Source organism: Cronobacter sp. 153480017-3, assembly GCF_053627815.1.
Map to the genome: position 1 here is coordinate 64,641 of NZ_JBSEYN010000010.1, position 25,593 is coordinate 90,233.

20 protein-coding genes are annotated in these 25,593 nt (G+C 56.9%); 10 read left to right on the plus strand and 10 right to left on the minus strand.

Translation table 11 applies throughout. From position 1 onward, the window contains the following. Positions 1-91 precede the first annotated feature (91 nt). Both glpK and ACUW6V_RS18475 read right to left on the minus strand, forming a co-directional pair. Positions 92-1,609, minus strand: a complete 1,518-nt coding sequence (gene glpK, locus ACUW6V_RS18470; RefSeq protein ID WP_454038755.1) for a glycerol kinase GlpK — start codon at positions 1,607-1,609, stop codon at positions 92-94. An 18-nt stretch (positions 1,610-1,627) separates the two neighbouring features. Beyond that, positions 1,628-2,476 (minus strand): MIP/aquaporin family protein, encoded by an 849-nt coding sequence (locus ACUW6V_RS18475; RefSeq protein ID WP_004385737.1) that lies wholly within the window; start codon positions 2,474-2,476, stop codon positions 1,628-1,630. A gap of 435 nt (positions 2,477-2,911) precedes the next feature. Between ACUW6V_RS18475 and zapB the strand changes: the two genes are divergently transcribed. Then, positions 2,912-3,151: a septal ring assembly protein ZapB gene (gene zapB, locus ACUW6V_RS18480; protein WP_007779254.1), complete on the plus strand. Its 240-nt coding sequence runs from the start codon at positions 2,912-2,914 to the stop codon at positions 3,149-3,151. A gap of 50 nt (positions 3,152-3,201) precedes the next feature. Here zapB and rraA read toward each other — a convergent pair whose 3' ends face one another. The 7 genes from rraA to priA form a co-directional block, all read right to left on the minus strand. Beyond that, entirely contained in the window at positions 3,202-3,687 is a 486-nt protein-coding gene (gene rraA / locus ACUW6V_RS18485) for a ribonuclease E activity regulator RraA (RefSeq protein ID WP_004385735.1), read from the minus strand. A gap of 92 nt (positions 3,688-3,779) precedes the next feature. Next, positions 3,780-4,712, minus strand: coding sequence for a 1,4-dihydroxy-2-naphthoate polyprenyltransferase (gene menA, locus ACUW6V_RS18490; RefSeq protein WP_454038756.1), 933 nt, complete (start codon positions 4,710-4,712; stop codon positions 3,780-3,782). A 173-nt stretch (positions 4,713-4,885) separates the two neighbouring features. Further along, entirely contained in the window at positions 4,886-6,217 is a 1,332-nt protein-coding gene (gene hslU / locus ACUW6V_RS18495) for an HslU--HslV peptidase ATPase subunit (RefSeq protein ID WP_004385733.1), read from the minus strand. A gap of 9 nt (positions 6,218-6,226) precedes the next feature. Next, positions 6,227-6,757, minus strand: coding sequence for an ATP-dependent protease subunit HslV (hslV, locus tag ACUW6V_RS18500; RefSeq protein WP_004385732.1), 531 nt, complete (start codon positions 6,755-6,757; stop codon positions 6,227-6,229). A 91-nt stretch (positions 6,758-6,848) separates the two neighbouring features. Then, positions 6,849-7,886, minus strand: a complete 1,038-nt coding sequence (gene ftsN, locus ACUW6V_RS18505; RefSeq protein WP_032988603.1) for a cell division protein FtsN — start codon at positions 7,884-7,886, stop codon at positions 6,849-6,851. 86 nt (positions 7,887-7,972) lie between these two features. Next, positions 7,973-9,007: a DNA-binding transcriptional regulator CytR gene (gene cytR, locus ACUW6V_RS18510; RefSeq protein ID WP_069682305.1), complete on the minus strand. Its 1,035-nt coding sequence runs from the start codon at positions 9,005-9,007 to the stop codon at positions 7,973-7,975. Between the two features lie 157 nt (positions 9,008-9,164). Next, positions 9,165-11,360: a primosomal protein N' gene (gene priA, locus ACUW6V_RS18515; RefSeq protein WP_004385729.1), complete on the minus strand. Its 2,196-nt coding sequence runs from the start codon at positions 11,358-11,360 to the stop codon at positions 9,165-9,167. Positions 11,361-11,563: 203 nt separating this feature from the next. On the opposite strand from priA, the gene rpmE reads away from it, so the two are divergent. After that, positions 11,564-11,776, plus strand: a complete 213-nt coding sequence (gene rpmE / locus ACUW6V_RS18520) for a 50S ribosomal protein L31 (RefSeq protein ID WP_004385728.1) — start codon at positions 11,564-11,566, stop codon at positions 11,774-11,776. 92 nt (positions 11,777-11,868) lie between these two features. On the opposite strand, the gene metJ is transcribed toward rpmE, so the two are convergent. After that, complete coding sequence (gene metJ, locus ACUW6V_RS18525) at positions 11,869-12,186, minus strand: met regulon transcriptional regulator MetJ (RefSeq protein ID WP_004385727.1); 318 nt, start codon at positions 12,184-12,186, stop codon at positions 11,869-11,871. A gap of 280 nt (positions 12,187-12,466) precedes the next feature. On the opposite strand from metJ, the gene metB reads away from it, so the two are divergent. From metB to ACUW6V_RS18565, 8 genes are all read left to right on the plus strand, one after another. Then, the gene (gene metB / locus ACUW6V_RS18530) at positions 12,467-13,621 is read left to right on the plus strand and encodes a cystathionine gamma-synthase (protein ID WP_007892472.1); all 1,155 of its coding nucleotides are present in this window, start codon (positions 12,467-12,469) and stop codon (positions 13,619-13,621) included. A 9-nt stretch (positions 13,622-13,630) separates the two neighbouring features. Continuing rightward, positions 13,631-16,063: a bifunctional aspartate kinase/homoserine dehydrogenase II gene (locus tag ACUW6V_RS18535; RefSeq protein ID WP_105622757.1), complete on the plus strand. Its 2,433-nt coding sequence runs from the start codon at positions 13,631-13,633 to the stop codon at positions 16,061-16,063. 361 nt (positions 16,064-16,424) lie between these two features. Then, positions 16,425-17,330, plus strand: a complete 906-nt coding sequence (gene metF / locus ACUW6V_RS18540) for a methylenetetrahydrofolate reductase (protein WP_029039317.1) — start codon at positions 16,425-16,427, stop codon at positions 17,328-17,330. A 346-nt stretch (positions 17,331-17,676) separates the two neighbouring features. After that, positions 17,677-18,966 (plus strand): methyl-accepting chemotaxis protein, encoded by a 1,290-nt coding sequence (locus ACUW6V_RS18545; protein ID WP_029039318.1) that lies wholly within the window; start codon positions 17,677-17,679, stop codon positions 18,964-18,966. A 273-nt stretch (positions 18,967-19,239) separates the two neighbouring features. After that, positions 19,240-20,898, plus strand: coding sequence for a malate dehydrogenase (quinone) (gene mqo, locus ACUW6V_RS18550; protein WP_454038757.1), 1,659 nt, complete (start codon positions 19,240-19,242; stop codon positions 20,896-20,898). 625 nt (positions 20,899-21,523) lie between these two features. Beyond that, positions 21,524-22,081, plus strand: coding sequence for a fimbrial protein (locus ACUW6V_RS18555; RefSeq protein WP_007853740.1), 558 nt, complete (start codon positions 21,524-21,526; stop codon positions 22,079-22,081). Positions 22,082-22,135: 54 nt separating this feature from the next. Beyond that, the gene (locus tag ACUW6V_RS18560) at positions 22,136-22,831 is read left to right on the plus strand and encodes a fimbrial biogenesis chaperone (protein ID WP_014729834.1); all 696 of its coding nucleotides are present in this window, start codon (positions 22,136-22,138) and stop codon (positions 22,829-22,831) included. A 45-nt stretch (positions 22,832-22,876) separates the two neighbouring features. Then, on the plus strand, positions 22,877-25,546 hold the full coding sequence (locus ACUW6V_RS18565; RefSeq protein ID WP_104671507.1) for a fimbria/pilus outer membrane usher protein: 2,670 nt from the start codon (positions 22,877-22,879) through the stop codon (positions 25,544-25,546). Positions 25,547-25,593: the final 47 nt, after the last annotated feature.

Sequence of the window (25,593 nt, forward strand, 5' to 3'; positions counted from 1 at the left end):
GATACACTAATTGCGGGGGACGAATGAAAAAAGCGGGAAAAGTCTCCCGCCCGAAGGCGGGAGAAAAGGGAGATACCAATGAGGTTAACGCTTACTCTTTGTCGTGCTCTTCCCAGGCCATGGCGCGTTTAACCGCCTTGCGCCAGCCTTCGTAGCGGTAGTTACGCTCGGTGGTTTCAATACCGGGGCGGAATTCACGCTCAATCACCGCTTTTTCCTGCAGTTCGTCCAGATTCTGCCAGTAGCTGACCGCAAGACCCGCCAGGTAGGCCGCGCCCAGCGCGGTGACTTCACGGACTTCCGGGCGCTCCACGCGGGTGCCAAGAATGTCAGACTGGAACTGCATCAGGAAGTTGTTCGCCACCGCGCCGCCATCCACGCGCAGGGCGTGCAGACGAATGCCGGAGTCCGCCTGCATCGCTTCCAGCACGTCGCGGGTCTGGTAGGCGATGGATTCCAGCGTGGCGCGAATGATGTGATTCGAGTTCACGCCGCGGGTGAGGCCGAAAATCGCGCCGCGGGCATACGGGTCCCAGTACGGCGCGCCGAGGCCGGTAAACGCCGGTACCACATAGACGCCGTTGGTGTCTTTCACTTTGGTCGCGAAATATTCGGAGTCAAACGCGTCGCTGATGAGCTTCATCTCGTCGCGCAGCCACTGAATTGACGCGCCCGCCATAAACACCGCGCCTTCCAGTGCATAGTTCACTTCACCGCGCGGGCCGCAGGCGATGGTGGTCAGCAGACCGTGGGTGGAGGCTACCGCTTTTTCGCCGGTGTTCATCAGCATAAAGCAGCCGGTGCCGTAGGTGTTTTTCGCCATCCCTTCTTTCACGCAGAGCTGGCCAAACAGCGCCGCCTGCTGGTCGCCCGCGATACCGGCGATAGGAATACGGGTGCCGCCTTTACCGCCGATGTTGGTCTGGCCGTACACTTCAGACGATTTACGCACTTGCGGCAGCATGGCGCGCGGAATATCCAGCGCCTCCAGCATTCTGTCATCCCAGTCGAGGTCATGGATGTTGAACAGCATGGTGCGCGAGGCGTTGGTATAGTCGGTCACATGCACGCGGCCCTGGGTCATTTTCCAGATAAGCCAGGTATCGACGGTGCCGAACAGCAGTTCGCCGCGCTTCGCGCGTTCACGGGCACCGTCGACGTGGTCAAGGATCCACTTCACTTTGGTGCCGGAGAAGTACGGGTCAATGACGAGGCCGGTCGCCTGGCGCACGTAATCTTCCATGCCGTCGCGCTTCAGTTTCTCGCAAATCTCTGAGGTACGGCGGCACTGCCAGACAATCGCGTTATGAATCGGCTTGCCGGTTTCTCGCTCCCAGACCACCGCGGTTTCGCGCTGGTTGGTAATGCCGATAGCGGCAATTTGATCGGAACTGATATCCGCTTTCGCGAGGGCTTCCACCAGCGTGGAGCTCTGGGAGGCCCAGATTTCCATCGGGTCGTGTTCTACCCAGCCTGGACGCGGGTAGATTTGTTCAAATTCACGCTGGGAGACGCTGACGATGTTGGCGTCATGATCCAGCACGACAGCGCGGGAACTGGTCGTGCCCTGGTCGAGCGCAACGATATATTTTTTTTCTGTAGTCATCATTTTTATCCCGTAAATCGGTTACAGCGAAGCTTTCTGTTGTGCGCTGCTGGCAGAAGGTTTATCCGCTTCTGGCTCGCAGGTGTCGCACGGTAAATGGCGGCCAATCAGTTTGCGGTAGCCAAACGCGCCAAGCGCCGCGCCGACGACCGGGCCCAGGGCCGGCACCAGGAAGTAAGGAATGTCACGCCCGCCGGTAAAGGCCACGTTACCCCAGCCTGCGAGCCACGCGAACGCCTTCGGTCCTAAATCGCGCGCCGGGTTCATGGCGAAGCCGGTGAGCGGGCCCATTGACGCGCCAATAACCGCAATCAGCAGGCCAATCAGCAGCGGCGCCAGCGGACCACGCGGAATGCCGTTGCCGTCGTCGGTCAGCGCCAGGATAACGCCCATCAGAATGGCGGTAATGATCATTTCAACCGCAAACGCCTGAACCAGGTTGATATGCGGGTTTGGATAAGTCGAGAAAATACCGGCCAGATCGAGACTTTCGACGCTGCCGCGAACCATGTGGTGAGTCTGTTCGTAATCGAGGAAGAGATTGTAGTAAAGCCCGTAAACTAACGCCGCTGCGCAAAAGGCGCCGGCAAACTGAGAAATAATAAAAGGAACCACTTTGCGCCCGTCGAAACAGGCAAACAGCCACAACGCGATGGTTACCGCCGGGTTAAGATGCGCGCCGGAAACGCCTGCGGTCAGGTAGATGGCCATCGCCACGCCCAGACCCCAGATGATGCTGATTTCCCACTGACCGAAACTGGCTCCTGCCACTTTCAGCGCCGCCACGCAGCCCACACCGAAGAAAATCAACAACCCGGTACCGAGGAATTCGGCGATGCACTCGCCTTTTAAGGTTGATGTTTGACTCATAATCGGGTCCTGAAGGCTAATTGATGATTATTGTATGCATGGTGTCGAAGACGACCACGATGTCATGTAGACATGGTGTTAACTTATCGTTAACGAACAAAAACGAGAAATATCGAAATTAAAATGTGTGTGTCACGTCAAGAAAATGAGCGTTTTCGCGCTCGATAGCGTGTTTTTCGGACAGGATGAAGTGAGAGCTGAATCATTTCATTAACGCATATGTTAACAATTTACCGTAGCGTGTCGTGAATACACTCGGTTTAGACTGAAAAAGCGCGCAAACCGCAATCCGTGCGGGTTGTCGCTGGACAGGGGCACAAGGGCTTCATACAATCGGGACTAGTGTTGTGCGCACAGATTAATTTAAGGCGTCGCCGGGCACCGGGACGAGGATAGTTATCCATCAACGCCTTGCAATTCAGGAGAGGTAGGACGATGTCATTTGAAGTGTTTGAGAAACTGGAAGCCAAAGTTCAGCAGGCTGTTGATACTATCACCCTGCTGCAGATGGAAATCGAAGAGCTGAAAGACAAGAACAATCAACTTGCTCAGGAAGTTCAGAACGCCCAGGGCAGCCGCGAAGCGCTGGAGCATGAAAACCACCAGCTGCGCGAACAGCAGCATGTCTGGCAGGAGCGCCTGCAGGCGCTGCTGGGAAAAATGGAAGAAGTGTGATTACCGCACTTTGAACCAAAAAGAACGGGCGCTCAGGGCGCCCGTTTTTGTTACTCGATATCCAGCGGATCTTCAGAAAGGATAATACCGGTATTGTCGGCGTAAAGATGGTCGCCGGAGAAGAAGGTCACGCCGCCGAAATTGACGCGCACGTCGCTTTCGCCGATGCCTTCGCCCGCAGCGCCCACCGGGATCGCCGCCAGCGCCTGGATGCCGACATCCAGCTCCGCCAGATCGTCCACCTGACGCACCGCGCCGTAGACGACAAGCCCTTCCCATTCATTCTGCACCGCAAGGCGCGCCAGTTCCGCATCAATCAGGGCGCGGCGTACCGAACCGCCGCCATCTACCAGTAAAACGCGTCCGCGGCCATTTTCTTCGAGCAGCTCATACAGCAACCCGTTGTCCTCGAAACATTTCACCGTGATGATTTGCCCGCCAAAAGAAGAGCGACCGCCGAAGTTGGAGAACAGAGGCTCCACAACGTTGACCTCTTCCTGGTAGATGTCACAAAGCTCAGAAGTATCGTATTTCATAGGTTTAACGTTCAGTTGCTGCAAGAACTGTCAGTATATCGCTTAACGCGCGCTGTTGGCAAAATCATCAATTGTTAATTGATGCGGGTCAGTTAACGCAGCTGCTGGCTGACGATAAGCCCGATGATAAACAGCAGATTCACCAGCAGCGCCGCTTTCACGGTGCGCTCAAGCATTGGGCGCATCGCCGCAGGCTCGGTTTCGCGCAGCACAAAATGCGCCTGACGTGCCAGCAACGGGCTAGCGAGCAGGAACAGCCAGCCCCAGAGACTGTGCAGCCACAGCAGATTAAACACGGCGAGACAGACCAGCGCGCCCGCCAGCAGTGCCACGTGGTAACGGCGGGCGACGACGGGGCCGAGGCGCACCGCCAGCGTGTTTTTGCCGTTGCGGCGGTCACTGTCGATATCGCGCAGGTTGTTGATATTAAGCACTGCCGCGGCCAGCAGTCCGCAGGCGGTCGCAGGCAGCCAGACCGGCGTAATCAGCGTATGAGCCTGGAGATACCAGCTGCCGAGCACGCTCAGCCAGCCGAAGAAAATCAGCACAGAGACATCGCCAAGCCCCATATAACCGTAAGGGCGCGTACCGACGGTATAGGTAATGGCGGCGAGGATAGAGAGCGCGCCAAGCGCCAGAAAGCCGAGCACATCGGCCAGGCTGTGACAGGCGACATAGACCAGCGCCAGCCCGGACACGCAAATCAGCGCCACGGTGAGCTGAATGGCGCGCTTCATCTGCGGTGCGGTAATCGCGCCTTTCTGCATGCCGCGCAGCGGGCCGAGGCGGTCCGGCTGGTCGCTGCCTTTGACGGCGTCGCCATAATCGTTGGCCAGGTTGGAGAGAATTTGCAGCAGCCCGGCGGTCAGCAGCGCCAGCAGCGTAATCACGGGATCGAAATAGCCCTGCCAGCCGGCGAGCGCGCTGCCGACCAGAATGGCGGAAAACGCCAGCGGCAGCGTGCGTGGCCGCAGGCTTTCAAGCCAGGCCTGAGTGCGATTTACTGCGTGTGTCGATGTATTCATAAGCGGATCTGAGCCAATAAAAATGAGGGCTTGCCTGCCTGACGAAGCTGCGGATGGCTGGCGTCATCTGAATAACCCGGCGCAAACGCCGGGAACAGACTGACCGCCTTACCGCACCTCACATCGGCGGGCAAAAGCCCTCACCAAAAGTGATGAAAATGCGTTGAGCGCGATTATAAGATAAAACGGCTCAGATCTTCATCTGCGACCAGCGCATCCAGGTGTTTGCTCACATAATCCGCGTCGATAGTAATCGTCTGGCCGCCCAGATCGCTCGCGTCATAGGAGATATCTTCCATCAGACGCTCAAGCACCGTATGCAGACGGCGCGCGCCGATGTTTTCCGTGGTTTCGTTCACCTGCCACGCCGCCTGCGCGATGCGCTTAATGCCGTCGTCGGTGAATTCGATATGCACGCCTTCGGTTTCCATCAGCGCTTTGTACTGCACGGTGACAGAAGCGTTCGGCTCGGTCAGAATGCGTTCGAAATCTTCCGCGGTTAGCGCCTGCAGCTCAACGCGGATCGGCAGACGGCCCTGGAGTTCCGGGATCAGATCGGACGGGCTCGCCACCTGGAACGCGCCGGAGGCGATAAACAGGATGTGGTCGGTTTTCACCATGCCGTGTTTGGTAGAGACGGTGCAGCCTTCCACCAGCGGCAGCAGGTCGCGCTGTACACCTTCGCGGGAAACGTCCGGGCCGGAGACATTGCCGCGCTTACAGATTTTATCGATCTCATCGATAAACACGATGCCGTGCTGCTCAACGGCTTCGATAGCCTGCTCTTTCAGCTCCTCCGGGTTCACCAGTTTGGCGGCTTCTTCTTCCACCAGCAGTTTCATCGCATCTTTGATTTTCAGCTTGCGCGGTTTTTGCTTCTGGCCGCCCAGGTTCTGAAACATAGACTGCAACTGGCTGGTCATCTCTTCCATGCCCGGAGGCGCCATGATTTCAACGCCCATCGGCGCTGCGGCGAGATTGATTTCAATCTCTTTGTCGTCGAGCTCGCCTTCACGCAGTTTTTTACGGAACGCCTGACGCGCGGCGGACGGCTCCTGCTGCTGCTCCGGCTGGCCCCAGTTGTTTTTAGCCGGCGGGATAAGCACGTCGAGAATGCGCTCTTCGGCCATCTCTTCGGCGCGGTAGCGGTTTTTCTCGATCGACTGCATGCGCACCATTTTGATGGCGGAATCGGTCAGATCGCGGATGATGGAATCCACTTCTTTACCGACATAGCCCACTTCGGTAAATTTCGTCGCTTCCACTTTGATGAACGGCGCGTTGGCGAGTTTCGCCAGGCGACGGGCGATTTCGGTTTTACCGACGCCGGTCGGGCCAATCATCAGGATGTTTTTCGGGGTCACTTCATGACGCAGCTCTTCGTTCAGCTGCATACGGCGCCAGCGGTTACGCAGCGCGATAGCGACAGAACGCTTCGCCGCGTCCTGGCCGATAATGTGTTTGTCGAGTTCGCTGACAATCTCGCGTGGGGTCATTTCAGACATGTGAGGTCCTTACGCTTTGGAGTTCAATTCTTCGATAGTGAGGAAGTGGTTGGTGTAGATGCAGATATCGCCTGCAATCCCCAGCGACTTCTCGACGATGTCACGAGCGCCAAGCTCGGTGTTTTCCAGCAGCGCGCGTGCCGCAGCCTGCGCGTAAGGCCCGCCGGAGCCAATGGCGATAAGATCGTTTTCCGGCTGCACGACGTCACCGTTGCCGGTAATAATCAGCGAGGCGTTTTCGTCGGCTACCGCCAGCAGCGCTTCGAGGCGGCGCAGCATCCGGTCGGTACGCCAGTCTTTCGCCAGTTCCACGGCGGCTTTCACCAGATGGCCCTGGTGCATTTCGAGTTTACGTTCGAAGAGTTCGAAGAGGGTAAAGGCGTCGGCGGTGCCGCCCGCGAAGCCCGCGATAACTTTATCGTTATACAGACGGCGGACTTTTTTCACGTTGCCTTTCATTACGGTGTTGCCCAGGGTGGCCTGGCCGTCGCCACCGATCACTACCTGGCCGTTGCGGCGCACACTTACTATTGTTGTCACGAGCAAACCCCTTATTGCATAAGCTGAAGACAGCGCCCTGCGGGTGATGCAGGGCAGAATGCAATTATAGATGGGGGATGTTTCGGGGGTTTCAACCCCCGGAGGCGAGACGAATGCAGTTTGAGTGACCCGCCATCTTCAGGCGGTTGAGCGTGCCGTCGGCGTTGTCTTTGCCTTTGATAGGGCCAATGACCACGCGGTTCCAGCCATTGTTGGACGTAATGCGCGAGTCGAATCCTTCAAACGCCAGCTGCGCGCGCACGGTTTCGGCCTGCTCGGTGCCTTTAAACGAACCGCACTGCACCATCCAGCGGCGCTCGTCTTTCTTCTCGGCGGGCTTCGCGGCTTCCGCCTCGCGCGTTACCGGCGCGGTTTGCGCGGGCTTGCTCTGGGCGGTTTCACGCTGCGTGGTATGCGGCGGCGTCTGGAGCAGATCCTGATACGGCGCGTTGGTTGTCTGCTGCTGGCGCGGCGGTTGAGCAGGCTGCGTGGTGGTACGCGCGGGCTGCTGCGTCTGCACGGTGCGGGTCTGCGGCTGCTGATATCGCGTTTCTGTGCGCGGGGCTTCCGTGCGCGGCGTTTCCACACGTGGCGCGGTGCGTACCGGCTGCTGTGCGGTGTTATTCCACTGCTGCATCTGCTGCTGTTGCTGAAGCTGCTTCTGGCGTTGCAGCGTTTGCTGACGCTGCGCCGGGGTCTGTTCGTTCCACGGCACTTCGCTAAGCTGCGTCGGCTGACGGCGCATATCCGCCTGCATCTGGTCGAGCAACTGACGCTGTTCGTCGGTCAGTTGATCCTGATTCATGATTTCACCACCGGCGGAAGGTTCGGTCGGCTTCAGCACGCCTGGCTGGCGGCTTTCCAGCTCTTTGATATAGCGCCAGCGCTCTTCGGGCTTGGGCGGCAGACCGTTGCCGGTGACTTTATGGCCCGGCAGGGTTTCCGACTCTTCTTTTTTATGATGCGTAATAAAGTACAGACCGCCAATAAAGGCGACCAGCGCCGCCGCTGCGATAGCGACCATCGCCGGTGAAACAGCAGGCAGGTTACGTTGCTTTTTGCGGGTGTTGGTTTTCTTGCGCCGCGCGGGCGTCGGCTGTCCGCGGCGTACATAATCTCGTTGTGCCACTATCGTTTCGCTGTATCCATTCGTTAACAGCCCGCCATGTTACTTAAGGGACGGGCCTTTGACCAGATAAGGAGTCTTAAAGGCGGTTAATTTCGCGGCTTCGGCGCGCGCGTGGTGCCGCGTAGCACCAGTTCGCAGTCCAGCAGACGCGAGCCGCTGCTGACGGTGTGCCCGTTGAGCTGGCTGAGCAACAGCAGCATCGCCTCCCGACCAATATCAAAACGCGGCTGCGCCACGGTGGTGAGCGGCGGATCGCAAAACTCGGCTAACGCAATGTTATCAAAGCCAATAATGGAGAGATCGTCAGGCACGCGAAAGCCGCGGCGTTTCGCCATCGACAGCGCGCCGAGCGCCATCACGTCGCTGTGGCAGAAAATCGCCGTCGGCGGTTGCGGCAGGCTTAGCAACTGTTCCAGCGCATTCGCGCCCGCTTCATAGGTGAAATCGCCGCGGGCGATATAGTGCGGGTCTACCGTCATACCGCTGCGGCGCAGCGCCTGAACGTAGCCCTGCAGACGGTAATGGCACAGCGGCATCTCTTCCGGCCCGGCGATACAGGCGATGCGCTGATGCCCCAGTTCATGCAAATAATTGACGGCGTTGAAGGCGGCGGTGAGGTTGTCGATATGCACCGTCGGCAGCTCCAGTTCCGGCGCGAATTCGTTCGCCATGACCATGGGCGGCAGATTGCGCTGCTCTTCTTTGCTGGCGTCGAACGGCAGACGCGAGCCGAGCAGCAGCATGCCATCTATCTGTTTGGTGATAATGAGGTCGATGAAGGTTTTTTCCTGCTGGTTCTGGTGCGCGCAGTCGCCAATCAGCACCAGATAGCCCTGTTCCGCCGCAGTAACTTCAATGCCGCGAATGATTTCGCTGAAAAACGGATCGCAGATGTCCGGGACAATCACCAGAATGGTGCGCGATTCGTTGCGCTTCAGGTTGCGGTTGAGCGAACCGGGCAGATACCCCACGTCAATGGCGGCCTGCTCCACGCGGTTGCGGGTGGCCTGTGAGACTTTCTCGGGGTTCATTAACGCACGGGATACCGTCGCCGTTGAGACCCTGGCGCGAACGGCGACATCTTTCATGGTTGCGGCGGCAACCTGCTTTCTGGACTTCACTTCATCTCCTCGTAGCGGTCCGCGGGCGCAGACTCGTCCTGTAATCTGACACGCCTCACATTCTTATCAGATATTAGGCGTGTCGGTTACAAAAATTACATCCGAGATGTGACGGATATTAAATTTTACGATCCGTTTCGCAGAAGCGGGGCGCGGTTCAGCCTTCGGTCGGGTCGACGTCGAGCGTCCACTTCACTTTACGCGCGGCGGGCAGCGTACCTATCAGCGGCAGGCTGCCGGAGACAATACGCTGGAGCTGCAAACGCGACGGGTGTTGCAGCAGCAACTGCCAGCGATAGCGTCCGCCGCGTTTGGGCTGCAGCGCAGGCACCGGGCCGAGCAGCCAGAGTTTCTGATCCGCAAGCGGGCTTGCCTGGAGCAGATTGCGCAGTTGCTGGAGAAACGCGGGAGCGTCCTGGTTATGGTGATCTTCCGCGCGGATCAAAATATGGCTGCTGTAGGGCGGAAGCGAGACGCTGCCGCGCTCCGCGAGCGCCTGATCGGCAAAGGCGTCATAACCCTGATGCAGCAGCGTCTGCAATAAAGGATGTTCCGGGTGGTGCGTCTGGAGAACCACTTCGCCCTGTTTCCCTGCGCGCCCGGCGCGGCCCGCCACCTGCGTGTAGAGCTGGGCGAAACGCTCCGCCGAGCGGAAATCGGCGCAGAACAGCGCGCCGTCGACATCCAGCAGCGCCACCAGCGTGACATCCGGGAAGTGATGGCCTTTGGCGAGCATCTGGGTGCCGATAAGAATACGCGCGCCGCCACGGTGAACTTCCGCCAGTTGCTCTTCAAGCGCGCCTTTGCGGCTGGTGGTGTCGCGGTCGATACGCGACAGCGGCACGCCGGGGAACAGCGGCGCCAGGCTCTGTTCCAGCTGTTCGGTGCCAAGCCCTACCGGCACCAGATGCGTGGAACCACACTGCGGGCACTGGCGCGGCACGGGGCGCTGGCTGTCACAGTGGTGGCAGCGCAGCTGATGCTGTGACTGATGCAGCGTGTAGTAGTGATCGCAGCGGGGGCATTCGGCTATCCAGCCACAGTCGTGGCAGAGCAGCGCGGGCGCGAAGCCACGGCGGTTAAGAAACAGAATGACCTGATTATCCGCCTGCAAATGCTGGCGCATCCGGGCGACCAGCGCAGGCGCAAGGCCCGCCTGTAACGGCTGGCCTTTCAGATCCAGCACGTGCTGCTGCGCCGGGCGCGCGTTGCCCGCCCGGTGCGTCAGCTTCAGCACGCGGTATTTACGCTGGCGCACGTTGTGCAGCGTTTCGAGGGCGGGCGTCGCGGAGCCTAAGATAATCGGGATCTGCTCGCTGTGCGCCCGGTAGACTGCCAGATCGCGCGCGTGATAGCGCCAGCCTTCCTGCTGTTTATAAGAGCTGTCGTGCTCTTCATCGATAACAATCACGCCGAGATTTTTAAAGGGCGTGAACAGCGCCGAGCGCGTGCCGATGACAATCGCCGCCTCGCCGCTTTTGGCTTTCAGCCAGGCCGCCAGCCGTTCGCTGTCGTTCAGCGCGGAGTGCAGCACTTCGACGGGCGCGTTGAAACGCTCGCGAAAGCGGGCGATGGTCTGGGGTGTCAGGCCGATTTCCGGCACCAGCACCAGCGCCTGTTTGCCCTGCGCGAGCGTGTTTTCGAGCACGCTTAAATAGACTTCGGTTTTGCCGGAGCCGGTCACGCCCGCCAGCAGCCAGGCGCAGAAGTTATCGGCTTCGCCGCGAATGGCACCCACCGCCGTCGCCTGCTCGGTGTTAAGCCGCAGCCTGTCGCCGGATACCGAAAACTGACCGCGCCAGTCGGCGACCGGCGGCAGCTCGCTGCCCAGTTCGCACAGCCCTTTGGCGCGCAGCGCCTGCAGCGCGGCGTCATTAAACGCCATCTGCGCCACTTCATGCCGCCAGAGTCTGCCCTGGCGCAGCGCCGCCAGCGCCTGCTGCTGCTTTGGCGAACGCTTCAGGCTGTTGAGATCGACCGCCTGGCCCTCTTCGGTGGCGAACCAGTACCAGAGCGGCGCATGGCTTGCGGGTTTGCCCTGGCGCAACAGTACCGGCAGCGCGTGGAACAGCACTTCGCCAATCGGGTGATGATAATAATCGGCCGCCCACAGCAGCATACGCCAGAGCACAGGCGGGTAGAGCGATTCGCTGTCCAGCACCTCCACCACGCTTTTCAGCTCATCAAGCGGTAGCTCGCTCTCATTGCCTACCGCCACGACCACACCGACGCGCTGCTGACGACCGAACGGCACGCGCACGCGACAGCCTGCCGCCGCCGTCATGGCATCGGGCAGCAGATAGTCAAAGGTGCGGGCAAGCGGAACGGGCAGAGCGACGCGGGCGACAGGCATGAAGGCATCCGGGCTGATAAAAGTAGCGTGATAGTGTACACTGTGTGTTCATAAATTTGCGGATCAGTTTGCATGAGGCGGTTATTTTCTGTATGATTCGCCGCCTTTGATGCCCTTTAAAAGTATCAAACCGACTTTATCAACATCGCGTGGTGTCTGGCGTAAGGGCTGGAAGAGCGACGCGGCCTTAACTGAGGTTTCCCATGAAAAAAGATATTCACCCGAAATATGTTGAAATCACCGCTACCTGCTCTTGCGGTAACGTGATCAAAACTCGCTCCACCGTTGGCCACGACCTGAACCTGGACGTGTGCGGCAACTGCCACCCGTTCTTCACTGGTAAACAGCGTGTTGTTGATACCGGTGGTCGTGTTGAGCGTTTCAACAAACGCTTCAGCATCCCGGGCAGCAAATAAGTTTCCCGAAAAAAGGCGCCAGACGGCGCCTTTTTTGTTGCTCCCGAGCATAAAACAAAGGCGCCTGTGGGCGCCTTTGTCGTTGATGCGAATCAGTATTCCCAGGTATCCGGGTCGATACCCATTTCACGCATGATTACCTTGGCCTCTTCGGGGATCTCATCGCTGCGCTCTTTGCGCAGGTCATCGTCGTCCGGCAAGGGCTGGCCGGTAAAGGCGTGAAGGAAAGCCTCGCACAGCAGCTCGCTGTTAGTGGCATGGCGCAGGTTATTCACCTGACGACGGGTGCGTTCATCGGTGAGGATTTTTAACACCTTCAGAGGAATGGAAACCGTAATTTTTTTGACCTGTTCACTCTTCTTGCCGTGCTCAGCGTAGGGGCTGATATATTCGCCGTTCCATTCAGCCATGAGATACCTTTAATCCTCTCAGTCATTAGAAAAAGATTAAAACCGGATAGGTCTCACGGTCTTAACCCGATAGTCTGTTGTTCAGCAGCGTAGAATAATACCGTGACTTCCGTACCGATGCTGCATCACTACCCTATAAAACACATAATTTTAACGGCTAATCCTGTTTTGCTCAATCTATACGCAAAGAAGTTTAGATGTCCAGATGTATTGACGTCTATATTGGCAATGTTTACTCTGTCCCTCACTTTTCTCCGATAATGCCAGGAAACGACTCCTCATGACGCGTAAACAGGCCACCATCGCAGTGCGCAGCGGGCTCAATGACGACGAGCAGTACGGCTGCGTCGTTCCGCCGATTCACCTCTCCAGCACCTACAACTTCACCGGTTTTAATGAACCGCGCGCGCATGACTACTCCCGTCGAGGCAACCCGACGCGCGATGTGGTTCAGCGCGCACTGGCGGAGCTGGAAGGCGGCGCGGGCGCCGTGCTGACCAACACCGGCATGTCGGCAATCCATCTGGTGACGACCGTTTTCCTGAAGCCCGGCGATCTGCTGGTGGCCCCGCACGACTGCTACGGCGGTAGTTATCGCCTTTTTGACAGCCTCGCGAAGCGCGGCTGTTATCGCGTCAAATTTGTCGATCAGGGGGATGAGGCGGCGCTGAAAGCGGCGCTTGCCGAACAACCGAAACTGGTACTGGTGGAAAGCCCAAGCAATCCCTTGTTGCGCGTGGTGGATATTGCGAAAATTTGCGAACTTTCGCGCGCGGCCGGAGCCATAAGTGTGGTGGATAATACGTTCCTGAGCCCGGCGTTACAGAATCCGCTGGCGCTGGGGGCCGATCTGGTTCTGCACTCCTGCACCAAATACCTCAACGGGCACTCCGATGTGGTGGCGGGCGTGGTGATTGCGAAAGATCCTGACACCGTTACCGAGCTTGCCTGGTGGGCCAATAACATCGGTGTGACCGGCGGCGCGTTCGACAGCTACCTGCTGCTGCGCGGCCTGCGTACATTGAGCCCGCGTATGGAAGTGGCACAGCGTAACGCCAGCGCGATTGTCGATTTCCTTAAGCAGCAGCCGCGGGTGAAAAAGTTGTATCATCCGTCGCTGCCGGAGAATGCGGGGCATGAGATAGCCGCACGTCAGCAAAAGGGCTTCGGCGCGATGCTGAGTTTTGAACTGGATGGCGACGAACAGACGCTGCGCCGTTTCCTCGGCGCGCTGGAGCTGTTCACGCTGGCAGAATCGCTGGGCGGCGTGGAGAGCCTGATTTCTCACGCCGCGACGATGACCCACGCGGGCATGGCGCCGGAAGCGCGCGCCGCGGCGGGCATCTCCGAGACGCTGCTGCGTATTTCGACCGGTATTGAAGATAGCGAAGATTTAATTGCCGACCTGGAAAAAGCATTCCAGGCGGCGGGCTAAGGGGTAAGCATGAGTGTTACAGCGCCTGCAGGGACGAACGGTCGTCAGCTGCACAAATTTGGCGGCAGCAGTCTCGCCGACGTGAAATGTTACCTGCGCGTGGCGGGTATCATGGCCGACTATTCCCGCGCCGGGGATATGATGGTGGTGTCCGCGGCGGGCAGCACGACCAACCAGCTGATTAGCTGGCTGAAGTTAAGCCAGAGCGATCGTCTCTCCGCGCATCAGGTGCAACAGGCGCTGCGCCGTTATCAGAGCGAGCTTATCGCCGGGCTGCTGCCTGCCACGGTTGCCGACGGGCTTATCAGCGAATTTATTCACGATCTTGAGCGCCTGGCCGCGCTGCTGGACGGCACTATCACCGACGCGGTTTACGCCGAAGTGGTCGGCCACGGCGAAATCTGGTCCGCGCGCCTGATGGCCGCCGTGCTGAATCAGCAAGGCATTGACGCCGCCTGGCTCGACGCGCGTGATTTTCTGCGCGCAGAGCGCGCCGCGCAGCCGCAGGTAAACGAAGGCCTTTCTTTCCCGCTGTTGCAGCAGTTGCTGGTTCAGCACCCGAATAAACGTTTAGTCGTCACCGGGTTTATCTGCCGTAACGACGCGGGCGAAACCGTGCTGCTCGGCCGTAACGGCTCAGACTATTCAGCAACGCAAATCGGCGCGCTGGCGGGTGTCTCACGCGTCACCATCTGGAGCGACGTGGCGGGCGTTTACAGCGCCGACCCGCGCAAAGTCAAAGATGCCTGCCTGCTGCCGCTGCTGCGCCTTGACGAAGCGAGCGAGCTGGCGCGTCTGGCCGCGCCTGTGCTGCACGCCCGCACGTTGCAGCCGGTTTCCGGCAGCGATATCGATTTACAGCTGCGTTGCAGCTACAGCCCGGAGCAAGGCTCCACGCGCATTGAGCGCGTGCTGGCTTCCGGCACTGGCGCGCGTATCGTCACCAGCCATGACGACGTCTGCCTTATCGAATTTGAAGTGCCGTCGCACCAGGATTTCAAACTGGCGCATAAAGACGTTGATGCGCTCTTAAGACGCGCACAGCTTCGTCCGCTGTCGGTCGGCGTGCATCCTGACCGCCGCCTGCTGCAACTCTGCTATACCTCAGAAGTGGTTGGCAGCGCGCTCAAACTGCTGGAAGACGCCGCGCTGCCGGGCGAGTTGCGCCTGCGTGAAGGGCTGGCGCTCGTGGCGCTGGTAGGGGCGGGCGTGTGTCGCAACCCGCTGCACAGCCACCGTTTCTGGCAGCAACTCAAAGATCAGCCGGTAGAGTTTATCTGGCAGTCGGAAGAGGCCATTAGCCTGGTGGCGGTGCTGCGTACCGGCCCGACGGAGAGCCTGATCCAGGGGCTGCACCAGTCGCTGTTCCGCGCGGAAAAACGTATCGGGCTGATGCTGTTCGGTAAAGGGAATATCGGCTCGCGCTGGCTTGAGCTCTTCGCGCGCGAGCAGGAGACGCTCTCTGCCCGCACCGGCCTTGAGTTTGTGCTGGCGGGCGTGGTGGACAGCCGCCGCAGCCTGCTCAATTACGACGGTCTTGACGCGAGCCGCGCGCTGGCGTTCTTCAATGACGAAGCGGTGGAGCAGGATGAAGAGTCGCTGTTCCTGTGGATGCGCGCGCACCCGTATGACGATTTAGTGGTGCTGGACGTAACGGCAAGCCAGGATCTGGCGGACCAGTATCTCGATTTCGCCAGCTACGGTTTCCACGTCATCAGCGCCAATAAACTGGCGGGCGCGAGTAACAGCCAGAACTACCGCCAGATCCGCGACGCGTTTGCGAAAACGGGCCGTCACTGGCTCTATAACGCGACCGTTGGTGCCGGGCTGCCGGTCAACCACACGGTGCGCGATCTGCGCGACAGCGGCGATTCGATTCTCTCCATCAGCGGGATTTTCTCCGGCACGCTGTCATGGCTGTTTTTGCAGTTCGACGGGACAGTGCCGTTTACCGAGCTGGTGGACCAGGCGTGGCAGCAGGGGCTGACGGAGCCAGATCCGCGCGTGGATCTCTCCGGTAAGGATGTGATGCGCAAGTTAGTTATCCTGGCGCGTGAGGCGGGCTACGATATCGAGCCCGATCAGGTGCGCGTGGAGTCGCTGGTGCCGGCCGGGTGCGAAGAGGGTTCGGTGGATCATTTCTTTGAATATGGCGACGCGCTGAACGAGCAGATGGTGCAGCGTCTTGAGGCGGCGCGCGAGCTGGGCCTGGTGCTGCGTTATGTGGCGCGCTTTGACGCCAACGGCAAGGCGCGCGTCGGCGTCGAGGCGGTGCGTCCAGAGCATCCGCTGGCGTCATTGCTGCCGTGCGATAACGTGTTCGCCATTGAAAGCCGCTGGTATCGCGATAACCCGTTAGTTATCCGCGGGCCCGGTGCCGGGCGCGACGTGACCGCCGGGGCGATTCAGTCGGATCTTAACCGTCTGGCGCAGTTGCTCTGATTTCACCGTGGTGGGTGCGCTGCGCTTACCCACCCTACGGGCTGCTCTGCTTTTATTGTGATGGGTGCGCTTCGCTTACCCACCCTACGTAATGCTACCTAACTCATACGTTTTATTGTGTAGGGCGGGTAAGCGCAGCGCACCCGCCATGCCAGATAACCCCCCATGCCTTTCTTCCGCTGTACAACCTTTGCGCATTTCCCCGTCATGAAGCTTTTTCAACTTCGCTGAAAAATACTCACATCAAGTGATGATTTACCTGTTGACGCCATCCGGCTTTTCCGTCATTTTTACATCTGGACGTCTAAACGTATAGAAGTCAACACACGCGACCACGACACAGCGATTGATGAGGTAAGGTATGAGCTTTTTTCACGCCAACCAGCGGGAGGCCCTGAATCAGAGCCTCGCAGAAGTGCAGGGACAGATTAACGTCTCCTTTGAGTTTTTCCCGCCGCGCACCAGTGAAATGGAGCAGACCCTCTGGTCCTCTATCGATCGCTTAAGCAGCCTGAAGCCGAAATTTGTGTCGGTCACCTACGGCGCTAACTCTGGCGAGCGCGACCGCACCCACAGCATCATCAAAGGCATTAAAGACCGCACCGGCCTTGAAGCCGCGCCGCACCTCACTTGCATCGACGCGACGCCTGATGAGCTGCGTACCATCGCGCGCGACTACTGGAACAACGGCATTCGCCACATCGTCGCGCTGCGCGGCGACCTGCCTGCTGGCAGCGGCAAACCGGAAATGTACGCCAGCGATCTGGTGGCGTTGTTAAAAGAGGTCGCCGATTTCGATATCTCCGTCGCGGCGTACCCGGAAGTGCACCCGGAGGCGAAAAGCGCGCAGGCGGATCTGCTGAATCTGCGCCGTAAAATCGACGCGGGCGCTAACCGCGCCATCACACAGTTCTTCTTTGATGTCGAAAGCTATCTGCGCTTTCGCGACCGCTGCGCGGCGACAGGCATTGATGTGGAAATCATCCCTGGCATTCTGCCGGTCTCTAACTTTAAGCAGGCGAAAAAGTTTGCCGACATGACCAACGTGCGCATTCCGTCCTGGATGTCGCAGATGTTTGCCGGGCTTGATGACGACGCCGAAACCCGCAAACTGGTTGGCGCTAACATCGCGATGGACATGGTGAAGATTTTAAGCCGCGAAGGCGTGAAAGATTTCCACTTCTATACCCTTAACCGCGCGGAAATGAGCTACGCCATCTGTCACACGCTGGGCGTGCGTCCGGCGCTGGAACTGAAAACAGCGTAATGCTATTGCGAGGATGACAAGGAGGCGCGAGCCTCCTTTTTTGTCTGGCGCTAACCAGAGTGTTACAAAATATATATTTCAGGGTTTTTATAAACCTGTACAAGAGAAATATGCATTGTACAGGTTATTTTTTCTTAAGCTAAATCACCGTGCTTTTTACCTTTGCGGGCAGGCGTTTTAAACCCGTCACTGCTATTTATGACGCTTAGCCTGCATATTATTATTGCTGGTTTTTTATTATTAAAAATACCAGGGCTGGTAGCTATCGTAGCGATATAAAAATACACGTTATGCCTTATTCATTATTGCCGATATGCTGTGTAAGAAACCTTCCTGGACAGCAATAATGATTAGCAAGATAACCAATATTTTAAAAAACGACGCGGCGTTCTCAGCGATAAAAGCGCATATGGCGGTTATTCTTTTCCGCCCCGACGGCACGATTGTGGAAGCGAATCCAGCTTTCCAGGCGGCTATGGGATATTCGCTTAATGAACTGGTGGGTAAGCATCATCGTATGTTCTGCGCGCCGGAATATGCCGCCAGCCCTGAATATAAGCAGTTCTGGCAACGGCTTGGGCGCGGCGAAACCTTCAGCGATAAATTCCAGCGCTATAAAAAAGATGGCAGCGAAATGTGGCTGGAGGCGAATTATATTCCGGTCCTCGGTAAAAATAACAACGTAGAGTATGTTCTTAAACTGGCGCGTGATATCTCAGGAAGGATCCATGACGCGCTGAACAAAGACGCCATCCTCAAGGCGGCGCACCGCTCTATGGCAATCATTGAATTTACGCCGGACGGACATATTGTCTCGGCGAACGAGAATTTCTGTAAGGCTTCCGGATACACGCTGAACGAAATTATCGGCAAGCATCACCGTATCTTCTGCGAGCGCGACTACGCGATGAGCGCAGAGTATGCCGATTTCTGGCGCAAACTGAACCACGGGGAATTCGCCTCCGGGGATTTTCGCCGCGTCACTAAACATCGTCATGAACTCTGGCTGCGCGCCAGTTACAGCCCCGTTTTTGACGATAAAGGCCGCCTTTATCGCGTGGTGAAATTCGCCTATGACGTGACGGCGGAAGTACAGAAAAGCCGCGATGAGCGTCAGGCGACGGAAAGAGCGGAAGCGGTCTCCCGCGAGACGCTGACCAAAACGGTTGAGATCAGAAAGACCTTAGATGACTGCGTCACGGCAATGGAGAATATCCAAAGCAATATGGAGCAGGTTATCGGCATCGTCACCAACCTGAAAAACGACTCGGAAAGCATTATGGACCTGTCATCGGTGATTGCGCAGATAGCGACGCAGACCAAATTGCTGTCACTCAACGCCTCGGTGGAAGCGGCGCGCGCGGGCGATTCCGGTAAAGGTTTTTCTGTGGTCGCAACCGAAGTGAAATCACTGGCTGACCGTATCGATGACGCGACCGGGAAAATAACGCGCATCACTGAGAAAAACGATAACCTGACGAAAAGCGCGCTGGATTCTATCTGCCGCAGCGGTAAAGAGGTGGCGTCCACGACGGCTATTTCGCGCGAGGCGCTGATGCTGACCAAAGAGATTGAAGGCTACGCTAAAAATATTCTCGAAGCCGTTAACGCGATTGGCAAAGTCATTAACGCCTGACGCCAGCCCGCGTCGTCGCGCATAACCGTCATGTCTGTCGTGGCATAACGACTTATTTTGTCAGTGCGAATCGTCAACATCTCGGTTCCGTTTATCACCGGAACCGGTTGTTTATTTTAACGAAATGATTCGTCGCTATTTGTGTATTTTTCTGCGAAACGTCTGATATAACCGCACGCTTTTTGCGGTTGTTAATTTTTTGTTTTAATAATTTTAAAAGTTTAATTGATGCGTTAAAATAATCAGCTAAATTTTCAATGATAGTTGATTGTGATGTCTAAAATAACGCTCAGCAGAAAGCACGCACCGGCTTTCTCGCTTATTGCTTTACTTGTCAGTTCAGCCGTTTATGCGGAAAACACCACGGAAAAAACCGATGTCCTGCTGATTGGCGGCGGCATCATGAGCGCGTCGCTCGGTACGGTCCTTCAGGAGATCCAGCCAGACTGGAAACAACTGATGGTAGAAAAACTGGACGGCGTGGCGCTTGAATCCTCCAACGGCTGGAATAACGCAGGTACCGGCCACTCGGCAAACATGGAGCTGAACTACACGCCGGAGCGTGAAGACGGTTCGATTGACGTGACCAAAGCGCTGGAAATCAACGAAGCGTTTATGATTTCTCGTCAGTTCTGGTCTTCTCAGGTGAAGCGCGGTGTGCTTAATGATCCGCATTCCTTTATTAACTCCACGCCGCACATGAGCTTTGTCTGGGGCGATAAAAATGTGGAGTACCTGACCAAACGTTACCAGGCGTTGCAGCAGACCACGCTGTTCCAGGGAATGCAGTTCTCTACCGATCAGCAGCAAATCAAAAAATGGGCACCGCTGATTATTGAAGGCCGCGATCCGAAGCAGAAAGTCGCTGCGACCTGGACGCCGGTCGGCACCGACGTGAACTACGGCGAAATCACCCGTCAGCTGGTGGGCAGCCTGAAAAAAACCAGCAACTTCAAGCTGGAAACTTCCTCTGAAGTTACCGATTTTAAACGCAACGCCGATAACTCCTGGCATGTCATGATAACCGACGTGAAGAGCGGGAAAGAGCACGCCGTGGACGCGAAATATGTGTTCATCGGCGCAGGCGGCGGCGCGCTGAAGCTGCTGCAAAAAACCGGCATTCCTGAAGCGGATAACTACGCAGGCTTCCCGGTTGGCGGCTCGTTCCTGGTGTCTGAGAACCCGGAAATCGCCCGCCAGCATGGCGAAAAAGTCTATGGTCAGGCATCCGTTGGCGCGCCGCCGATGTCTGTGCCGCACCTTGACGCCCGTTTCCTGGACGGCAAACGCGTGGTGCTGTTCGGGCCATTCGCGACGTTCTCCACCAAATTCCTGAAAAACGGTTCGTTCTTCGATCTGCTGAGCACCACCACCACCAGCAACTTTATGCCGATGACCGATGTGGGCCTCGATAATTTCGATCTGGTGAAATACCTGATTGGTCAGGTCATGCTGAGCGATGAAGACCGCTTTGAAGCGCTGAAAGAGTACTACCCGACGGCGCGTAAAGAGGACTGGAAGCTTATCCAGGCGGGTCAGCGCGTTCAGATCATCAAAAAAGATCCGGAGAAAGGCGGTGTGCTGAAGCTGGGCACCGAAATCGTCACCGACCAGCAGAAAACGCTGGCGGCGCTGCTTGGCGCATCGCCTGGCGCGTCCACGGCGGCCCCTATCTCTATTAACGTTATCAAGCAGCTCTTCCCGGAGCAGTTCAAATCTGAAGCCTGGCAGAGCAAACTGCGAGAGATCGTGCCGAGCTATGGTCAGAAGCTGAACGGCAACGTGGCGCTGACCCAGCAGGTATGGGACGAGACGGCAGCGACGCTGCAGCTCACCAAACCGCCGGTTATCCAGATGAAAGATGCGAAGCCCGCCACACCGGAAGCCAAACCGGCGCAGGCATCCAGCCCGCAGCACGATATGGCGCTATAACCCTAAGCGTGTAATGCAAAAAAGGAGGCCACGGGCCTCCTTTTTTATGGTGCGCATGTTATTAGGGATTGTTGTTAGATAAACAACGAAAAGATTAACCCGCTATGCCTGGATTTTCTCATTTCTCGTTCTGACTTCTATTCAGAATAAAAATAATATGCTTTTGCTGGTGCGTTAATATTTTTAAATTTGTGCGTTATTGCCCGTGCATTCAGTGTTAATTCTGCTGTGTTTTATTTTTTTATGATTAATAAGGGTTGTGATTTCCTGGTATTTAGGAAATTGGCTCGGTATTTTTCATGCCGTTATTTTTAAAGATCTTTTTTAGCGTGACTGTATCTAATCATCGAACCTGTTATAGGTTCGTCTATTGTTGTTGGAAGTGGGCTTTTTATAATGCCACCATCATCGTAACGCGGTTAATAACGTTGCTTATTAGCATTGCCCTGACGCTCTAATGATAACGAATCCATTAACCGTCCAGGGCGGAATTTTATAGCAGATGATCACCAGCTTTGTCCTGATACGCAGGGCGCATTCGGGGCGAAAATTATATTCACAGGCTGTGAATATAGTCCGGCTATTTTGATAAATAGCTTAACTTTTAATGTAATTAGGATGATATATGAAAAAGTTAGCACTTGGCCTTTCTTTAGCTGCGGCAATGGGATTTGCCGTGACCGCGCAGGCTGCTTCCACCGGCACAATTACCTTTGAAGGAGAGCTGACCGCAACTTCATGCGACGTAAATGTTGACGGCCAGGGTTCTGATGCGACCATTACACTGCCAACCATGGGGATTAATCAGCTTGATGCGGCCGGTAAAACGGCGGGCCGCACCAATTTTGTGATGGATCTGACTAACTGTGCGGGCACGCTGAAAACCGTGGCGGCCTACTTTGAAGCGGGCGCGTCTGTCGATCCGGTCACGGGTCGTCTGAAAAACGCCACGGGTGCAGACAATGCCACCAAAGTCAGCCTCCAGCTGCGCGACGGCTCCAGCACTTCCTACGACGTGATTAAAGCGGGCGACGCCAGCCAGTCCACCAAAACCACCTTTGTCACGTATGACGCCACTGAAGGCACCGCCACGCTGCCTTACGCAGTGGAATATTACGCAGAAGACGCCACCACGGCCGGTAAGGTTAACAGCAGCGTCGTTTATTCACTGATGTATAAGTAAAAAATGCGACAGGAGGGGGCATCCCTCCTGTATTTCTTCAAGGGAGTGAATCACATGGCGAATACCCTTTCCTGGAAAAGCGCATTCTTAATACTGGTGATGGGGTTTGCCTGCCCGGCGGCCATCGCCAGTATCGTTATTACCGGTACCCGCGTGATTTATCCGAGCGATGCGCCAGAGGTCAGCGTAAAACTCGATAATAAAGGCACCTCGCCCGTATTGATTCAAAGCTGGATCGATAACGGCAATGCCGACGCCGCGCCGGAAACCATACAGGTGCCGTTTATTTTAACCCCACCGATTAACCGGGTTGAGCCAGATAAAGGCCAGACGCTGCGTATTACGTTTACCGGTAAATTATTGCCCGCCGATCGCGAATCGGTTTACTGGCTTAACGTGCTGGAAATTCCTGCTAAAAAAGCGACGCTCAGCGATAACTATTTACAGGTCGCGTTTCGCTCGCGCATTAAATTATTCCTTCGCCCTGCAGGGCTTGAAGGCAATGCCAATGACGCTGTTAACCATGTCACCTGGCGCGCCAATGGACAGACTATCGAAGCGGCAAACCCCACGCCCTATTTCATTTCCCTGGTCAATCTGACAGTGAACGGGAAAACCCTCGATGCCGACATGATTGCGCCGAAATCGACCATGACAATAAAACTGCCCGGCAGTCCGGGAAATAAACTCGCAGGCGTCTTTGTGAATGATTATGGCGCGCTGAATGAATTCGAGGCGACGCTGAAATAAGCCGTCGCTCTGTTTATTCAACTATCACCGTAAAAGAGAAGCGCGATGAAAAACAGGTTTCGCCAGGGAGAGGCAGCGACGTTCTCTCCAGGCATAATGGCTGTGATTATTTGTCTGCTGGCGACGCCGGGGAAGGCACAGGAGTTGCCGGGAAAGTCTGAACAAGAACCAGTCGATATCGCTGAGCATGTCGAATTCGATAATATCTTCCTCAACCTGGAAAATAAAAATTCGGTAGATTTAAGCCGTTTCGCTAATGGCGCGGCGGCGCTGCCGGGCCGCTATCGTGCGCTGGTTTATATCAACGGCCAGGCGACGCTCACCAGTGAAATCGATGTCGTGGCGCAGCCGGATAAAACCAGCCGGGTGTGCCTGACATCTGACCTCATTAAAACGATCCCGTTTAATTATGAAAAGCTGCCTAAGGATTTCCTGACGCCGTTTCAGCAGGGTGAACAGTGCCTTGATCTGGAGAAAAAGCTTCCGCATTCGGAAATCGCCTTTGATACCAGCGAACAGCGGCTCGATATTTCCGTGCCGCAAATCTACCTGCTGCATAACGCGCGCGGAAGCGTTAACCCGGAGCTATGGGACAGCGGTATTCCTGCGCTGATGCTCGGGTATAACATGAATGGTTATTCCAGCCACGCGAATGGCAAAACGCTCAATTCCTTTTATTCAAGCCTTGAAGGCGGCCTGAACGTCGGTGCCTGGTATCTTCGTCATAACGGCTATTACAGCTATATGGAAGAGGGTGAGCGGCAATACAGCAGCATCAGCACCTATTTGCAACGCGATATTCCGGTTATCAAAGGGCGCGCGTTGATCGGGGAAACCAGCACCCAGGGCCAGGTGTTTGACACGCTGCCTTTCAAAGGCGTGCAGGTCGCGAGCGACGAGCGCATGCTGCCGGAATCGCAGCGCGGTTACGCGCCGGATATCCGCGGCGTCGCCCGTACTAACGCCCGCGTGACGGTGCGTCAGAGCGGGCAGACCATTTATGAAACCACCGTCGCGCCCGGCGAATTCGCGATTAACGATCTCTACCCGACCGGCTACGGCGGCAATCTTGACGTAACGGTTTATGAAGCCGACGGCAGCGAACAACATTTCCAGGTGCCTTATGCCTCGGTGGCGCAGCAGTTACGCCCCGGCGCGCTGCGTTATTCCGTGGTCGCAGGCGAATATCGCAACGATTCGCTGCGCACCAAACCGGCGCTGTATCAGGCCACTTACCAGTACGGGATCTCCAACCGCCTGACGAGTTACGGCGGCGTGCAGGTGAGCCAGGGCTATTACGCGCTGCTGTTCGGCATGGCTTTCGGTACGCCCATCGGCTCGCTGGCGCTGGATGTCACGCAGGCGCGCACGCATCTGGATAACGGCACCTCTTTCCTGGGCCAGCGTCGGGCCGACAGCCTGAGCGGGCAGAGCTATAAAATCAGCTTCAGCAAAGATATCACGGAGACGCGCAGCAACATTTCGCTGGCGGCGTATCGCTTCGCGACCAGTCAGTATATGGATTTTCAGACCGCCATGCTGACGCGCGACGCGGTCGATCGCGGCGAGTCGCCAGACAATATCCTGCGCATGAAAAATCAGTTCGTGGCAACGGTCAGCCAGGGGCTCGATGACGGCTGGGGACAGTTTTATCTCAGCGGCTCGTTACAGGATTACTGGAATAAAGCGGGCTCCGATAAACAGTTCCAGGTCGGTTACAACAACAACTATAAAAGCCTGACGTACGGCGTGACGGTGAGCCGCACCTACAGCAAAGAGAACGAAGGGCAGACGAACTATTTGCTGACGATGAGCTTCCCGCTGGGCGAGGGCTTCGAACAGCATACGCCACACGCGCATATCGATTTGACGCGCGACAGCAACGGCCACGACGGGCAGCAGGTCGGCGTTTCCGGTTCGCTTGGCGATTATAACCAGATGAACTACAGCGTGACCGCGATGAACGGCGATCAGGGACAAGGCACCAGCGGTTCGTTTAACGCCGATTACCGCAGCCAGGTTACCTCAGTGAGCGGCGGCTACAGCGTGGGCGATCACTACAGTAGCGTGTCGCTTGGCGCGACCGGCACCATTCTTGGTCATTCCGGTGGGCTGACATTTACGCCCTATACCTCGGACACTTTCGCGCTGGTTGAGGCGAAAGGCGCGCGCGGCGCGGCGGTGTCGTCCTATCCTGGCGTGTTTGTGGATGGGCGTGGCTATGCCGCCGTGCCATATCTCGACCCGTACCAGTTCAACGACATTACGGTCGATCCGAAAACCGCGCCGGTGAATGTGGAGCTGGAGAACACCTCGCAGAAAGTAGCGCCGTATCTTGGGGCAGTGGTGAAGCTCACCTACAAAACCAATACCGGCACACCGGTACTTATCGCGTCGAACTATCAGGGCGAACCGGTGCCGTTCGGCGCGGTGGTGTTTGATGCCGAAGGCAATCAGGTGGGCTCGGCAGGACAGGGCGGGCTGGTTTATGCCCGCGTTGGCAACAACCAGGGCCAGCTTACGGTTAAGTGGGGCGAGAGCGTAGGGATGCAGTGCCTTATCAGCTACTTGCTGATGCCGCAGGCGGAGGGGCAGCGCCAGTCGATTCAGCGTTTCGAGACGCCGTGTCTGCCGCCCTCAGGCGTGGCGTCGTCTTCATCGCCGCTGCAACTCTCCACCGACCGGCGTCGACAGGCTGCGCTCACGGCCGGATAACGTCGGCCTGACGGGCCGGCCAATCACCTATTTCCTGTGACGGGAAT

What these genes read in the sequence shown, in the direction of transcription:
- zapB (WP_007779254.1), top strand. Translation starts at nt 2,912, where the DNA reads ATGTCATTTGAAGTGTTTGAGAAACTGGAAGCCAAAGTTCAGCAGGCT.
- ACUW6V_RS18560 (WP_014729834.1), top strand. Translation starts at nt 22,136, where the DNA reads ATGGCGAATACCCTTTCCTGGAAAAGCGCATTCTTAATACTGGTGATG.
- hslU (WP_004385733.1), bottom strand. Translation starts at nt 6,217, where the DNA reads ATGTCTGAAATGACCCCACGCGAGATTGTCAGCGAACTCGACAAACAC.
- rraA (WP_004385735.1), bottom strand. Translation starts at nt 3,687, where the DNA reads ATGAAATACGATACTTCTGAGCTTTGTGACATCTACCAGGAAGAGGTC.
- priA (WP_004385729.1), bottom strand. Translation starts at nt 11,360, where the DNA reads ATGCCTGTCGCCCGCGTCGCTCTGCCCGTTCCGCTTGCCCGCACCTTT.
- ACUW6V_RS18555 (WP_007853740.1), top strand. Translation starts at nt 21,524, where the DNA reads ATGAAAAAGTTAGCACTTGGCCTTTCTTTAGCTGCGGCAATGGGATTT.
- ACUW6V_RS18535 (WP_105622757.1), top strand. Translation starts at nt 13,631, where the DNA reads ATGAGTGTTACAGCGCCTGCAGGGACGAACGGTCGTCAGCTGCACAAA.
- mqo (WP_454038757.1), top strand. Translation starts at nt 19,240, where the DNA reads ATGTCTAAAATAACGCTCAGCAGAAAGCACGCACCGGCTTTCTCGCTT.
- metB (WP_007892472.1), top strand. Translation starts at nt 12,467, where the DNA reads ATGACGCGTAAACAGGCCACCATCGCAGTGCGCAGCGGGCTCAATGAC.
- rpmE (WP_004385728.1), top strand. Translation starts at nt 11,564, where the DNA reads ATGAAAAAAGATATTCACCCGAAATATGTTGAAATCACCGCTACCTGC.
- ACUW6V_RS18545 (WP_029039318.1), top strand. Translation starts at nt 17,677, where the DNA reads ATGATTAGCAAGATAACCAATATTTTAAAAAACGACGCGGCGTTCTCA.
- menA (WP_454038756.1), bottom strand. Translation starts at nt 4,712, where the DNA reads ATGAATACATCGACACACGCAGTAAATCGCACTCAGGCCTGGCTTGAA.
- ACUW6V_RS18565 (WP_104671507.1), top strand. Translation starts at nt 22,877, where the DNA reads ATGAAAAACAGGTTTCGCCAGGGAGAGGCAGCGACGTTCTCTCCAGGC.
- metJ (WP_004385727.1), bottom strand. Translation starts at nt 12,186, where the DNA reads ATGGCTGAATGGAACGGCGAATATATCAGCCCCTACGCTGAGCACGGC.
- metF (WP_029039317.1), top strand. Translation starts at nt 16,425, where the DNA reads ATGAGCTTTTTTCACGCCAACCAGCGGGAGGCCCTGAATCAGAGCCTC.
- ACUW6V_RS18475 (WP_004385737.1), bottom strand. Translation starts at nt 2,476, where the DNA reads ATGAGTCAAACATCAACCTTAAAAGGCGAGTGCATCGCCGAATTCCTC.
- glpK (WP_454038755.1), bottom strand. Translation starts at nt 1,609, where the DNA reads ATGATGACTACAGAAAAAAAATATATCGTTGCGCTCGACCAGGGCACG.